13 protein-coding genes and 1 riboswitch are annotated in these 14,424 nt (G+C 41.5%); of the genes, 7 read left to right on the top strand and 6 right to left on the bottom strand.

Translation table 11 applies throughout. The features are described from left to right. Positions 1–41: 41 nt before the first annotated feature. Positions 42–617: a response regulator transcription factor gene (locus tag CVD28_RS07375; RefSeq protein ID WP_101591722.1), complete on the bottom strand. Its 576-nt coding sequence runs from the start codon at positions 615–617 to the stop codon at positions 42–44. After that, on the bottom strand, positions 589–1,986 hold the full coding sequence (locus CVD28_RS07370; RefSeq protein WP_101591721.1) for a sensor histidine kinase: 1,398 nt from the start codon (positions 1,984–1,986) through the stop codon (positions 589–591). Before CVD28_RS07370 ends, CVD28_RS07375 begins: the two co-directional genes overlap by 29 nt. Before the next feature lie 156 nt (positions 1,987–2,142). Then, a riboswitch (SAM riboswitch) is annotated at positions 2,143–2,256 on the top strand. Positions 2,257–2,365: 109 nt separating this feature from the next. Here CVD28_RS07370 and CVD28_RS07365 point away from each other — a divergent pair. The 6 genes from CVD28_RS07365 to CVD28_RS07340 all read left to right on the top strand — a co-directional run bounded on the left by CVD28_RS07365 (position 2,366) and on the right by CVD28_RS07340 (position 8,238). Next, positions 2,366–3,199, top strand: coding sequence for a MetQ/NlpA family ABC transporter substrate-binding protein (locus CVD28_RS07365; RefSeq protein ID WP_101591720.1), 834 nt, complete (start codon positions 2,366–2,368; stop codon positions 3,197–3,199). A gap of 184 nt (positions 3,200–3,383) precedes the next feature. After that, positions 3,384–4,397, top strand: coding sequence for a methionine ABC transporter ATP-binding protein (locus CVD28_RS07360; RefSeq protein ID WP_101591719.1), 1,014 nt, complete (start codon positions 3,384–3,386; stop codon positions 4,395–4,397). A gap of 57 nt (positions 4,398–4,454) precedes the next feature. After that, complete coding sequence (locus CVD28_RS07355) at positions 4,455–5,072, top strand: methionine ABC transporter permease (protein ID WP_101591749.1); 618 nt, start codon at positions 4,455–4,457, stop codon at positions 5,070–5,072. A gap of 14 nt (positions 5,073–5,086) precedes the next feature. After that, positions 5,087–5,863, top strand: a complete 777-nt coding sequence (locus CVD28_RS07350) for an enoyl-CoA hydratase/isomerase family protein (RefSeq protein WP_101591718.1) — start codon at positions 5,087–5,089, stop codon at positions 5,861–5,863. A gap of 19 nt (positions 5,864–5,882) precedes the next feature. Further along, on the top strand, positions 5,883–7,019 hold the full coding sequence (locus tag CVD28_RS07345) for an alpha-hydroxy acid oxidase (RefSeq protein WP_101591717.1): 1,137 nt from the start codon (positions 5,883–5,885) through the stop codon (positions 7,017–7,019). 28 nt (positions 7,020–7,047) lie between these two features. Continuing rightward, positions 7,048–8,238 carry a CaiB/BaiF CoA transferase family protein gene (locus CVD28_RS07340; protein WP_101591716.1) on the top strand — a complete coding sequence of 397 codons (1,191 nt, stop codon included), beginning with the start codon at positions 7,048–7,050 and terminating at the stop codon, positions 8,236–8,238. A gap of 167 nt (positions 8,239–8,405) precedes the next feature. On the opposite strand, the gene CVD28_RS07335 is transcribed toward CVD28_RS07340, so the two are convergent. Beyond that, positions 8,406–8,936 carry a PhoX family protein gene (locus CVD28_RS07335; protein ID WP_101591715.1) on the bottom strand — a complete coding sequence of 177 codons (531 nt, stop codon included), beginning with the start codon at positions 8,934–8,936 and terminating at the stop codon, positions 8,406–8,408. After that, the gene (locus CVD28_RS07330) at positions 8,933–9,514 is read right to left on the bottom strand and encodes an alkaline phosphatase PhoX (protein WP_101591714.1); all 582 of its coding nucleotides are present in this window, start codon (positions 9,512–9,514) and stop codon (positions 8,933–8,935) included. Before CVD28_RS07330 ends, CVD28_RS07335 begins: the two co-directional genes overlap by 4 nt. A gap of 483 nt (positions 9,515–9,997) precedes the next feature. Here CVD28_RS07330 and CVD28_RS07325 point away from each other — a divergent pair, with 483 nt between their 5' ends. Then, positions 9,998–11,659 (top strand): 5'-nucleotidase C-terminal domain-containing protein, encoded by a 1,662-nt coding sequence (locus tag CVD28_RS07325; RefSeq protein ID WP_257985790.1) that lies wholly within the window; start codon positions 9,998–10,000, stop codon positions 11,657–11,659. A 381-nt stretch (positions 11,660–12,040) separates the two neighbouring features. On the opposite strand, the gene CVD28_RS07320 is transcribed toward CVD28_RS07325, so the two are convergent. After that, entirely contained in the window at positions 12,041–13,504 is a 1,464-nt protein-coding gene (locus CVD28_RS07320) for an alpha-amylase (protein WP_101591713.1), read from the bottom strand. Between the two features lie 237 nt (positions 13,505–13,741). Further along, positions 13,742–14,251 carry a hypothetical protein gene (locus tag CVD28_RS07315; RefSeq protein WP_101591712.1) on the bottom strand — a complete coding sequence of 170 codons (510 nt, stop codon included), beginning with the start codon at positions 14,249–14,251 and terminating at the stop codon, positions 13,742–13,744. Between the last annotated feature and the right edge of the window lie 173 nt (positions 14,252–14,424).

Below are 14,424 nucleotides of genomic sequence, written 5' to 3'. Positions count from 1 at the left end.
AAGAATGCAAAACAAAAGGAGGGTGAAATTTTCTCCCCTCCCTACTTTCGCCGTTTAAGTTTCTTTGAAATGTTTTTCATATGTGAGCCGATAGTGTCCAGCGTCGTATGGAAGTGCTGGGCCATTTGGGAGCGGGTATAGCCTGCTTCCTTTAGGTTAAAGATATTTCTTTCTGTCGGTGTTAATGACTTGAGCCGGATTTCTTTCAGAATCGCTCCAGTTGAATCGGGGTGCAGGGAAATCTGGTTTCGGTGAGCATCGCGAATGCAATCGAGAATATCCATGATACTGGATTTATTAACAAAATTATTAGCTCCAAATTCGATTGCCTTTACGATGACTGCAGGATCAGTAAGTGCGGACAGAATAATAATTTTTATATCTTTTTTAAGCTGGGAAATTTCTAGCGTCGCTTCAATTCCATCCAGATTATTTTCTGTTAAATTGATATCCATTAAGATAATCTCTATGGGCAATAGTCCGGCTGCTTCCATGGCTTCTTCCTTAGTTGATACCACTTTAACCACATCAATATCCGCTTCTGACTGGAGATCGCGGACTAAGTCTCTCTGCCATCTGGGATCGTCTTCAACCAGCATGAGTTTTATTTTTTCCAAGGGTCCCGAACCTCCATAACCTGCGGTGTGAATTCTTTCGAGGCAGCCGAATCTGAATCACAGTGCCTTTATCAACTTCTGAGTAGGGGATGGCTAGTGTGCCGCCATGTTTCGTAACAACAAAGTAACTATAGTACATGCCGATCCCTTGGTGAGACGATCCCTTTTTAGTTGTAAATAAAGGAGTGATTACGTCCTTAATATTTTCTCTGGGAATCCCTTTCCCGTTATCAGCCACTTCTAAGATGATTTCATTCCTTGCCTTGTACAGGTTTAGTTTTATCCATCCTGCCGAATGCTGAATGGCTTCCATGCTATTGGATAATAAATTAAGGATGCATTCCTTCATATGCAAAGGGTCTGCCTCTAGTTTTAGGCCTGGAGAGAGGTTTAATTGAACCTCTATCCGGCTGTCCAGCAATTCGGGTCTAATTGTTTCCACTGCGTCTGTAATAATAGAATCCAATGTAAGAATAATAGGGTTCAAGTCGATATCGTCAGTTTTTTTGACAGCTGCAAGCATGTCGTTCATATGGGCCAGTGATTCGTCCATAGAATCAATTTGATAGGAAAAGTCAGTTTTTACCTCTCCATCCAAACTTGCAAGAAGATTTTTATTTCGTTCGTTCAGGTACATCAGCCGGTGAATTTCATTCTTAAAGGTGTGCATCACCATAGATCCTGCCTGAATTTTTAACTCGAGGGGATCAGTGTCAAAGGTAAGAGTTTCCTTGAAAAAGTCAGGTCCTATTTCGATATAACGTTTCAGCAGGACGAATGTTAAGCATAAACAAAACAAAAGTAAACCCCAGGTTGTTGTTTGTGAAGGGGCATATCCGCCAATTTTAATGGCCTGGGAAATATCAAAAATAAGCGTTGCCACCAGGGTGAGCAAACCAAACGTAAATATCTTCGCATCCCGGTTGCCGGAATTAGCCTTGTAAATAGTTTCAATCGCTATCAAGACCACCGTGACAATGTTCAGCAGGCTGTAAGGAAAGAAGGACTCTTCCAGGCGGATAAAAGAAAACAGCGATAGAAAAATGATCAGCATCCAGCTAATCAAGTGGACCTGCCATAGCCGAGTATTTACTTTCTTAAAACCAGAACCAAAGATTTGCTCGTAAAATAGTAAAAAGAATGTGCTGGCACCGTAAGATACATACTTTGATACGGAGGCAGCAGTGAATTCAGGCCAGATTTGCCATACGGCGGCCAGATTTACTGCCATAGCTCCCAGGAAAAGTGAGAAATATAACAGATAGGACTGCCTTTTCCTTGAAAATGAGTAGATATATAACATGATGGAAAATAAACTTATTAATAAAAAGATAGACGTAAAATAAATCTCTAATGTATGGGCTTTCATTGTGGCTCCTGCTTAATTTATCAAAATGGGATATGTTCATTATAGACCGTAAAAATGAAAAATACGATTTGTAGTTTTTAAAAAAACTTATTGACTATTAAGAAAATGTCATGTAAATTAATAGCAATATACTAACCTAATTAAATATTTTGATATCTCTTATCAAGAGTAGCGGAGGGACTGGCCCGATGAAGCTCGGCAACCGTTCATGTACTAAACATGGAAAGGTGCTAAATCCTGCAAAACACATTGTGTTTTGAAAGATGAGAGAGGACGAACTTATTTTACACGTGCGCCTCTCTTCTTCTGAAGGGAGGCTTTTTACCTTTTATATCAAATATGCAGGTTGGCATACTTAAAAAATTTAGGGGGAATTTGCATGAAAAAGTTCGCATTTATTTTGTCGTTTATTTTACTAATTGGAGTATTGGCGGCATGCGGAAGCAAAGACACTGCATCAGGCAGTGATAAAAAAGAAAATCAGTTAAGTGAAGAAAAGCTTGTTATTGGTGTTACGGCCGGCCCGCATGAGCAGGTTGTAGAAAAGGTAAAAGAAGTTGCGGCCAAAGATGGTTTAGAAATTGAACTAAAGGTATTCTCTGATTACGTTATGCCGAACACTGCGCTTGAAGAGGGTGAGCTGGATATGAACAGCTATCAGCACAAGCCATTCATGGATCAATTTAACAAAGATAAGAGCACTCATTTATCAGCTGTCGGAAAGACAATTTTAAACCCTATGGCAATTTATTCAAACGAGTTCAAAAGTCTTGAAGACCTGCCAAACGGAGCAAAAGTCGGCTTGCCAAACGACCCGACAAACGGTACACGTTCACTATATCTGTTTGAAGCAGCAGGGCTGATTAAGATCAAAGAAGACAAAAGGGAAACAGCAACGATTCATGATTTAGAAGAAAACCCTAAGGAAATCGAGTTTGTTGAGCTGGAAGCAGCCCAAATTCCTAAACAGCTGCCTGAACTGGATGCAGCAGCGATTAACACGAACTTTGCTATTGATGCCGGTTTAAGTCCGAAAGAAGATGGAATCTTCCTTGAGCCAATTGAGTCACCATATGTGAACTGGCTTGTTGTAAGAGACGAAAATAAAAACGATCCGGCTGTTAAAAAAGTGCTAAAGGCTTTCCATACAGACGAAGTCAAGGCATTCATTGATGAAGAATTTAAAGGTTCTATCCTGCCTGGCTGGGAATAATACCCTTCTTGTGAGGCTAGATGAAAAGACAGAAAGCAGAACCATATGGCATAGCACCATATGGTTCGAGCTCTTTTAGAAAGAGGATGTGCTGACGTCGACGTTTGGCACAGGACGTGCCAGAACTTAGCCGACCGTCCATTTTTCCAGGGCGCTTACGCATTTCTTGAAAGGAAGTGAACTCATGATTGTACTTGAAAATGTTTCAAAGGTTTTTGAAACGAAAAAGGGCAGGGTGGAAGCAGTTAAAGATGTAAACCTTCATGTAAAGAAGGGTGAGATACATGGCGTAATTGGTTATAGCGGCGCCGGAAAAAGTACGCTGATCCGCTGTGTAAATTTATTGGAAAAGCCGACAGAAGGAAGAGTCTTGATAAACGGGGAAGAAATTACATCTTTGTCATCAGGCAAGCTGGCGGAAAAAAGAAAGCATATTGGCATGATTTTTCAAGGCTTCAATTTGCTGAAAACGGCGACAGTTTATGATAATATCGCAATTCCATTAAAGCTGATTGGACTCAATAAGTCCGAGGTAGAAAACCGCGTAAAAAAGTACCTGGATATTGTGGGTCTTTCCGACAAGGTAAATTCCTACCCGAGCCAGTTATCCGGCGGGCAAAAACAGCGCGTTGCAATTGCAAGGGCTTTATCTCAGGAACCGGAAATCCTGTTAAGCGATGAAGCGACAAGCGCATTGGATCCAGAAACAACGGATTCTATCCTGGATCTGCTGCTGAAAATCAATAAAGAGCTGGGGATCACGATTCTCTTGATCACCCATGAAATGAATGTAATCCAGAAAATATGTGATTACGTATATGTGATGGAAAATGGGGACATTGTCGAACAGGGAACAGCGATTCAACTATTTACTAAACCGGAAAGGGAAACAACAAAGAAATTTTTAAATACAATTGCCCAGCGAAAACTGTCGCCGTCGCTCATCAATCAATTACAGGTAACCGGGTCAGTCCAGAGGCTTACCTTCGTCGGAGAGTCGACAGGGCAGCCGCTTTTGGCAGCAGTAAGTAAGCAATTTAATGTTAGCCCAAATATTTTAACGGCTAATATTATTGAGCTGAAGAATGGCATCGTTGGCAATATTGTCATCCATCTCGAGGGTGACCAAAAAGATATCGGAGACTCCTTGCAATTTTTAAAAGAAAAAGGGGTTAGCATCGAGGGATTGGAGGGATAAGCATTGGAAAGAGTTCAACAATTTACTGAACAATGGCTTCCGATTATTGGAGAAGCGATGGTGGAAACATTTCAAATGGTCGGGATATCGCTTCTCTTCTCGGTTGTAATTGGCATTCCCCTTGGTATTTTACTAGTCTTGACACGTCCGGGCCAGGCCATGGCAAACAAGTGGGTATATCAGCTATTAAATCTGCTTATCAACATTATTCGCTCTGTACCATTCATCATCCTCTTATTCTTCATTCTTCCATTTACAAAGCTGATTGTCGGGACAACGATTGGTGTACAGGGTGTAATCGTGCCTCTTGTCATTTATACAGCTCCATATATTGCGAGACTGATGGAATCATCCCTCTTGGAAGTCGATAGCGGAGTGCTTGAAGCCTACGAGGCAATGGGGATCCCTACAAGGCATATCATCTGGCATGTTATGCTTCGTGAAGCTAGGCCATCCATCATTCTTGGATTGACCATTGCAACTGTGGGATTAATTGGGGCAACTGCGATGGCAGGACTTGTTGGAGCTGGAGGGCTCGGAGATTTGGCCTATCGTTTTGGACATCTGCGCTACGAGGTTGATGTCATGTATGCGACCGTATTAATCCTGATTATCCTTGTTCAAAGCATCCAGACAATCGGGAATAGATTGTCAGCCCGTCTAAAAAAAGATTAAAGGCAGGTTGTATCATGTCAAAGGAACTTTATATCGAGAGAGATGGCGCGATTGCTTCGCTAATAATCAACCGTCCTGAAAAAAAGAATGCCTTTACGCTGGCGATGTTTGAAAACTTGCCTCTATTGCTTGATGAAATTGAACGGGACTCAAGTATCAAGCTCCTAATCATCCGGGGAGTGGATGATACCGCTTTTGCGGCTGGTGCCGACATCAGTGAATTCCTTGAGTTCCGTCTCTCTGACGAGAAAGCAAAGGAATACAATGATAAGGCTCTATATGCGGTGGAAAAGCTGTACCGGTTTCCCAAGCCAACCATTGCTCTAATCCGCCGTCTCGCTATAGGCGGGGGACTTGAGCTGGCGCTTGCCTGTGATTTTCGTTTTGCATCAGAAGACAGCCTGGTTGGGATAACAGCTGCCAACCTTGGGATTGTCTACAATTTAACTAGTACAAAGAGACTTATGGATGCAGTAGGACCCTCAAAAGCCAAGGAATTACTTTATACTGGAAAATTAGTAAAAGCAGCCGAAGCGAAAACACTCGGGTTAATTGATTTTCTTCACCAAGGTGATGAGATTTATGAAGAAATGAATAATTTCGCAAAGCAGCTATCTGAAAAGTCATCTATTGCATTATCCGGAACTAAACAGGTGATCCAGGCCATTTTGGATGGTGCCAAAGAAGAAGATGAATACATATCCAAAGCTGTGTTAGAGTCCTATAACTCGGATGATTATAAAGAAGGCATCCAAGCTTTTTTAGAAAAAAGAAAACCGCGGTTTTCGTGAAGGGTGGAATTGGAAGGCTATGAATACAACAAGTGTGGACGCGTTATTACAAAACATCAGTTCAGATGACTATTTTCCGATTTCATATGAAGAGCTTGAACAGGGGGCGAAACAAAAAATGTCTGCGGGGGCTTATGGGTATGTCAGCTCTGGTGCGGGCGGAGAAGAGACTCTCAGAAGTAATGAAGCTTCATTTAAGAATTACTCCATTATGCCAAGGGTGTTAAGTGATGTTTCAGGGTTAGATACAAGTGTTACGCTCTTCGGACGGAAATTTCCCCATCCAATATTTCTTGCCCCTGTCGGCATGCTCAAGCTTGCAGATGAGGAAGCTGACATTGCCGTTGCTAAAGCGGCTGCAAAGCATGAGCTTCCGTTCGTATTAAGCACGGTCGCCAGTTATTCAATTGAAAAGGTAGCTGAAGCTTCTGATGGCCCCAAATGGTTCCAGCTTTATTGGTCAAACAATGAAGCGATCTCCTTCAGCATGGTGAAAAGGGCAGAGGAAGCGGGATACGAGGCGATTGTATTAACAGTTGATACGGTTATGCTTGGCTGGAGGGAAGAGGATATGCGAAATCGTTTTTCGCCTCTGAAGCTTGGGTTCGGAAAAGCAAATTACGAGACAGATCCTGCCTTTTTAGCCTCTTTGCCAAACCAAGACTCTGACTCAGTCATTCAAGGAATTCTTGATAATATTCATCACCCGGGACTTAACTGGAATCATGTTGCAGAATTGAAAAAAAGAACGACATTGCCTATTATACTGAAGGGAATACTGCATCCTGAAGACGCAAAGATTGCTGTTGAAAATGGCGTAGATGGCATTATTGTTTCCAATCACGGAGGCAGACAGCTGGATGGTGTAATCTCAGCCGTTGATGCCCTTCCTCATGTAGTCGAGGCAGTGGACAAAAGGGTTCCGGTACTGATTGACAGCGGGGTCCGCCGCGGGTCAGATGTGGTAAAGGCACTCGCTTTAGGTGCAAATGCTGTATTTATCGGGCGCCCCTTTGTATACGGGTTAGCTGTCGGCGGACAAAAAGGCGTCGAAAAAGTACTCGAAAATTTTATTCAGGAAACAAACGTTTCTATCTCATTAGCGGGTGTTTCAGCTATAAAAAATCTTCCTAACATAAAAATCTTCCGGAAATAAGCAGGATTGAAAAGGAGGGCTTATATAGATGAAGCAAGCTTTACAGGGCATGAGAGTAATTGACTTATCGCAGGTGCTGGCAGGCCCCTACTGTACAATGGTCCTCGGAGATATGGGAGCAGACGTCATTAAGATAGAAAAATTTCCAAACGGCGATGATACCCGGACAATGGGCCCATATATTAATAACGAGAGCTATGCATACATGATGGTCAATCGCAATAAACGGGGAATGCGGCTGAACCTGAAAAGCGGGCAGGGGAGAAGCATTTTTTACGATCTTATCAAGACCGCTGATGTTGTCATCGAGAATTATCGTCCGGGCGTAACAAAGAAGCTTCAAATTGATTACGATATATTAAAAGAGCTAAATCCAGGACTGATTTATTGTTCCATCTCAGGTTATGGCCAGACAGGCCCGTATCGTAATAAAGGCGGTTTTGACATAATGGCCCAGGGGATGTCAGGGCTGATGGAAATGACAGGTGAAAGAGATGGAAAGCCGGTAAAGGTTGGCATCGCAATTCATGATATTGCGGCTGCAGAAACAGCTCTTCAGTCGATCCTTACAGCATATATTCACCGGCTGAAAAGCGGAGAAGGACAATACATTGATGTGTCGCTTGTTGATTCTGGCCTTGCCTGGACGGTGTGGGAGGCAGCGGCTTACTTCGGAAAAGGGGAAATTCCCCAAAGAAATGGAATGGCTCACAGGGTTTCCGCGCCATATCAGGGTTTTAAAACAAAGGATAGCTATATATTAATCGGGGCAGCCAATCAAAAGCTTTGGGAATCATTCTGTTTGAATGTCATTTGCAAACCAGAATGGCTCGAGGATAAGCGGTTTGCAACAAATAGTCTGCGAAATGAAAACGCTGCTGCCCTCGAACAGGAAATAGAGTCAGTATTGGCCGGCCGCAGTTCAGGATATTGGCTGGAATTGCTAGATAAATACGGCATACCTTCCGGCCCTATTTATTCCTATGATCAATCCTTGAATGACCCTCATATCAGGGAACGGGAAATGGTCCTTGAGTACGAGCACCCAATTGCAGGGAACATTCAAACATTAGGCTTTCCGGCTAAATTTTCAGAAACCCCCGGCCATATCTCGAGGCCGGCCCCATTATTGGGACAGCACAATGGAGAGATTTTGCGCGAGTTGGGGTATTCGGCTAAGGATATAGAAATGCTCGAACAGGAAGAGATCGTTAAGTGAAAAGCGGGTTGTCCATGCGGACACCCGCTTTCCATGTTGAGGAAGATAAAGCTTGTTTTGCAATCCTCTTGAATTTTCTTAAGCCAGAAGCTTGGGAGAATGCCAGTCACTTAGAAAAATAACACTCAGATTAATAAAAAGCTGGCTTAATAAGTCTGCTTCAGCAATTATTTGGGCAGCTCCGGTCTGTCCATCGGTGTGCCTTTGGCAAGCTTAGCAGCATCTCTTGTATTAAACAATACTTCAGCCTGAGAACTAAATTTCTCTTGTAAGGCAGGTGTCTTCTCAATATCCAGCGGTACCCATTTTCCACTTCCAAAATCAGCTACATAAAGGGTTCCTTTTTCAAGCAGCTGGCTGTTTTGCTTTCCTGCATCACGCTTGAAAGTTCCGTCACTGACAAATTTATAAACACATTGATCGTTTGAATCATCACCTGAATAAACGACAACACGTCCGCTTCTTCCAATTGTCATTGCAGCGTTTTCATGGGCAAAACGGCCCAATGCTGTATGTTTTTTCGGTGTTGACTTTGGATCTAACGGATCAATTTCAACAATCCAGCCATAATGGGTAATGTCCATTGGATTTTGGGGGGGAGACCAATCTTTTACCATGCCTTCATAATTTTCTTCACCGCTCAATGCAGTATTCCATAACGTCTTTCCACCTGAACAGTTGGCAAATGTTCCAATCACCTGTGTTGCTCAGTAACAGCCTCGCTTCCCCTGGCTGGTCCTGTTAAATTGATTGGTGTATTGGCTGTAATTCGCCGATTATAACGGGAATCCTTAACAATGCTCCACTTTCCTTTATCTGTTTTTCTTATATAAATTACAGAACCGCCCACATTATATTTTTCAATTCGAATTTGTTCGGCGGTCCGTTGACCCTCACCCATATAACCTGAAACATAAATCCCCAGATTGCCAATATACTCATGATTGACCCAAAGAACGCCCTCATTCGGATTGTTCCCAAAATAACAATTAAAATCGTTATTAAATCCGAATCTTTCGCCATTTCCTATGTCCTCACCCCAGGTAGCGACAATATCATATTGAAATCCTTGAGTAACGACCAATTCATCCCTAGTGGAAGGCTTTATCGCCCTGAACTGGTGAAATCTCTGGCGTTGCCTTTCAACAGTCTGGCACATGTAATTTGATTGTTGGTAATCCGGCTGCTGAAAAACTGTCCGGATGAATTGGTCAGCCGGCAATTGATCGATTGAACTATACGGCTGAGCAGGCAGTTGCCGATAGGCATGGGTCAAGGCTTCCAGTGGTGGTTGATTATTAAGCTCACTGGATTGACATTGAGGTTGGTAGTTTGATTGGTTGTATTGGGGCTGAAAATTATACTGGTTAGAATAGACTGTCGGCTGATAATCGTACTGAATGTATTGATCTTACCAAGCTTGATAATTATTTTGGTCATTTGGATTATCAGAAGGCAAGTAACTGTATTGTTCTTCAGGATTATATCCGGACAATTCTGTTCACTTCCTTCGCTCTTGATGCGTAAAAAACAGACTCTTTAAGTATATGTATGGAAGTTCAGAAATTGTTTTGTCCTTTATAAAATTCACTGATCAATTACATTAAGGTGTAAATCATAATTTTACAAAAATATTAAATTAGCATTACATAAGACAGGGAAATTTAACACAGCTAATTTTGCTTGTTTGATATAGTTATTAATAGGTTTCTACTAATATCATATTTAAAACTATACTTCAAACGAAAGGTGAATAATGATGGACAAAAGAAATCGCAGTGCAAGGAATGTATTATCTGCAACACTTGCTTTAACACTTCTGGCAGCTCCTTTCATTTCAACCCACGAAAGTACAGTAGCAGCAAAGATCCAACCTTCTGATTATCAAAAGAATTCAAAAGCAAAGCTCTCGCATAAACAAAATATCCACGTGCAATTGCTTGGCTTAAATGATCTTCATGGCCAGCTTGATACAGATACAAAAGTAGGAACAGACCTTGCAGGAAGCATGGAATATACCGCTGCAGCTATCAGGCAGCGTGAAGCCTCCAACAGGAATACGCTTCTGGTTCATGCAGGTGATATGATTGGCGGGAGCCCGCTGGTTTCTGCCCTGTTCCAGGATGAACCTACTGTTGAAGTGATGGAAGCAATGGGCTTTGACGTAGGTACACTTGGCAACCACGAGTTTGATGAGGGAATCGCAGAATTGCAGCGAATGATCAAAGGAGGCGACCATCCAAAAGGGACGGAAGGCTATGATGGCATGAACTTTCCTGTTGTCGCAGCTAATGCCTTTGACACTGCAACTGGAAAACTGATCACCAAACCTTATACAACTAAAAAAGCTGGCAGTAAGAAAATTGGTTTCATTGGTGTTGTTACACAAGAAACACCTAATATGATTGTCAAAAAAGGAAATGAAACACTGCAAATTACGGATGAAGTAGCCGCCATCAATAAATATACAAAAATATTGAAGAAAAAAGGCGTGGAGGCAATTGTTGTACTTGCCCATAACCCAACCACCCAAAGTGGAAATGGTGATGCCTTTGACGCTACGAAAATTGCTGAAAACATAGACGATGAAGTAGACGTAATCTTTGCTGCCCATAATCACGTTAATGTGGACAAAGTAGTAGACGGAAAATTAATTGTCCAAGCTTACTCTTACGGTTCAGCGTTCTCTGATGTGGACTTGGAGCTTGATGCAAAAACAGGTGACATCGTAAAGAAGGAAGCGGAAGTGGTAACAGTTTTCCAAAAGGATTACACGCCAGATCCAAAGGTTTCAGCGATCATGAAAAAGTATGAGGACCTAGTAGCTCCTATTAAGGCAGAGGTTGTCGGAAATTCCAAGGAAACTTTAAAAACCGGCTATCCTTCTACAGCAGGGGATTTTGGCGACACTGCGCTTGGTAACTTAATTGCAGATGGAATGAAAACTGCAATGAATGCTGACTTTGCTTTAATGAATGGTGGAGGTGTCCGTGCCCAGCTTGAAGCTGGTGAAGTCACATTTGGCGATTTGTTCTCCATTCAGCCGTTTGGAAATGTATTGAATAAAGTAAAGTTAAGCGGTGCTGATCTGGAAACGGTATTAAATAATCAAATCACCGCTCGTGGCCTTGACTTCCATGTTGCTGGATTTAAGTATACGTACACCTATGATCCTGCTGCGAAAACAGGAAAAGTTATCGATGTGTTTTTGCCGGACGGCAGCAAGATTGATAAAACGAAAGAATATACAGTTGTAGTTAACAACTATATGTATGGAAACACAAAGTACGGTATTGGAACCCTTGCTGCAGATTTAGAAGTCGGACCTGAGGATTTACAGGCGACAGTTGATTTTGTAAAAACATTACCTAAACCATTTGAATATAAAACAGAAGGCCGGATTACAAAAGTTTCGCAATAAATGTAAAGGCAGAAGGAAAAAAGAAGCGGTTCAATATAGGGGATTTCCCCTATACTGAACCGCTTATTCTATTCATTCAGGTTTGCTGTTCTAAAAAAAATATTTCAATTAATATATCAACCTTTCATCCTTTATGCCACCACTTCACCGTGCTAAATTAATGTGGTTTGTCTCCGAAAGTGAACCTCCATATTGTTTTTGTTCGTCTAATAAATATGGGAGGGAGGAGAATTGTGATTTCAGAATATAAACAAGCCGAAAGCGATGCTGAATTAAAGCAGGGCTAGTCAGCTGGCCTTTCTTTTAAATTTGACCTAACAATATATAAGACAAAAAGGCACCCATATTTTTCTGTATGGATGCTTTTTAGGTTAAAGGGGATTAGCTTTTTTCCGCTAGTGCCCACACTGAAACACTTCCTCCATTAACCAGAAATGTTGCAAACCCATCGTCTTCAATGATAATCTGTTCTTCCCGATTATTGGTTATGTCTGTCCATGATTCTCCGGCTCGTTCTTCACCAACAAACATTCTTTTCTCTCCATCCTCTCCGTTGGAAATAATAACAGCACAGCCGGAATATTTGATTTCAGGTACACCCCTTCGCACCCACCCAATGGTATTTGGATGGTCAAAGTAATCTTCTTGCTCCCCATAGGATTTGTGGTGGCGGGCATAAAGCAGAGGGTCTATGGCATCTTTTTTACCTTCAATAGGCTCCGGTCCATTTATGCCAAAATAATCTCCATAAAAGACGCAAGGATACCCATCCTTCCGAAGCAGAATCAGGGCATAGGCACTTTGCTTAAACCAGTCCTGAACCCAGGATTCGAGCGCTTCATGAGGCTGAGAATCATGATTGTCAACAAAAGTAACTGCATGGAGAGGATGGGATTGAACGAGCGTATCATCGAAAATGGCAGTTAGATCAAAATTACTTCCAGCGTTTGATGCTTCATGTAATTTATAATGGAGAGCTACATCAAATAGATCGATATTATAGTCAACCTTGTTCAAAAATTCCTGGCATGCTGCAAGGTCAGGCTTCCAAAACTCCCCTACGAAATAACACTCTTTATCACTGCAGTGCTGAAGCATTTCGGCCGTAAAATTCCTGATAAATTCATGATTGATATGTTTTATAGCATCTAGTCTATACCCGTCACATTGTAAAGTATCACCAAGCCATTTTCCCCAGGCAATCATTTCCTGCTGAACGATAGGATGGTCATAGTCTATATTGGCAAACATTAAATAATCATAATTTCCAAACTCATTGTCTACATTTTCATTCCACGATTTATTTTCTCCCACGATTCGAAAAACGCCGTTTCTCCCTGTTTTTACATCATAATCTGTACCGTTAAAATGCTCAAAGCTCCATTTGAAAGAAGAATACTTATCACCCCGATTAGGAAAAGTGAATTTAGTCCAGCCCTCAATCTCAAATGGCTCTGAAATTTCCTTGGTCCGATCTTCCTCGTCCACTTCAATGACCTGGAAAACTTCCGTTTCATCAGCCCCAGCCTTATGGTTCATAACCAGATCAACATAGACACAAATACCGTTTGATCGGCATGCTGCGATTGCATCAAGCAGTTCCTGTTTAGTCCCGTATTTCGTTCGGACAGTGCCTTTTTGATCAAATTCGCCGAGATCATATAAATCATAGACACCGTAGCCGTTATCATCTCCCGAAATGGCCTTTGTGACTGGCGGAATCCACACTGAATCGATTCCTTGCCGCTTCAGCTCAGAAGCCAGTTCCTTCAGGCGGTTCCAATGGGCTCCATCTGCCTCCACATGCCACTCGAAAAATTGCATCATGGTATGATTGCGTTCCAAATTCTTTTCCCCCTCGATCATTGAACAGATAATAACCTATTTACCCAGGACTTAGAATCTGAACCCCTAAACATAAAAATAATAATGAAAATCGTTTCGGTCCTCGCTTTATCCGTAAAACCTCTTATAGTATTGGGTAAGGAATTGAACTATACTGAGTGCCATTAATATAGAAAAAGAGTGCTGAATTAGCACTCTGCCATATAGTTTGGCCTAATGTCCCTGTCTTTATAGGGCTCATTTAATGTTTTTAACGACTTCATAATCAGGTGGAAGTTCTTTAATATCCTTTTCATCGAAGGCTGCTTTCAGTTTTTGTTTGTTCTTCATATGATTAAAATCAATTTTAATCTCCTTCGGAATAGTTGAAGCGGCAATTCCATCTTTCAGGAAAATATAAAAATTAACAGAGCCGCCACTTAGGCTAGGGGTTCGACAAATCATATAAGAATCTATATCTCCCCATCCAATTTCAACGTTTCTTTTATCTTGCGCAACGATTACACCTGTTTCAGACAAAGTTATAAGTAATGTGGGAATTATTAGTTGTTTAAACGAATAAACAACCATATATAAGAAAAACATCTCAACTAATAAAGCAAGAGTCAGTCCTGCCCAATAACGCCAATTCATTTCATTACCTAAATAAGAATAAATAGCCACTGCCGTCATGATGAACAACAGACAAGAAACAATTAATATTACAAACATTTGGATTTTTGAATTATAGAACTTTTTATTTTCCAACTCATCACTCCCCTTCTATTAAATTACGGAACAATAAGTAAGAAAGTTTCACGTTTTTCTTTTTAAGCTAACTGCCCCGTTAGTTTTAAAAAAAACTAGCAATCACAAACATTTCCAATTCCAGTAAAAAAGGTACCGGCTGCAAAGCGGTACCTTTCTAAATAACCTATTAA

This window comes from Bacillus sp. M6-12 (assembly GCF_002860285.1).
Lineage (GTDB): Bacteria > Bacillota > Bacilli > Bacillales > DSM-1321 > Peribacillus.
Note: the sequence above shows the minus strand (reverse complement) of the source record. Positions and strands in the feature narration are given on the sequence as shown.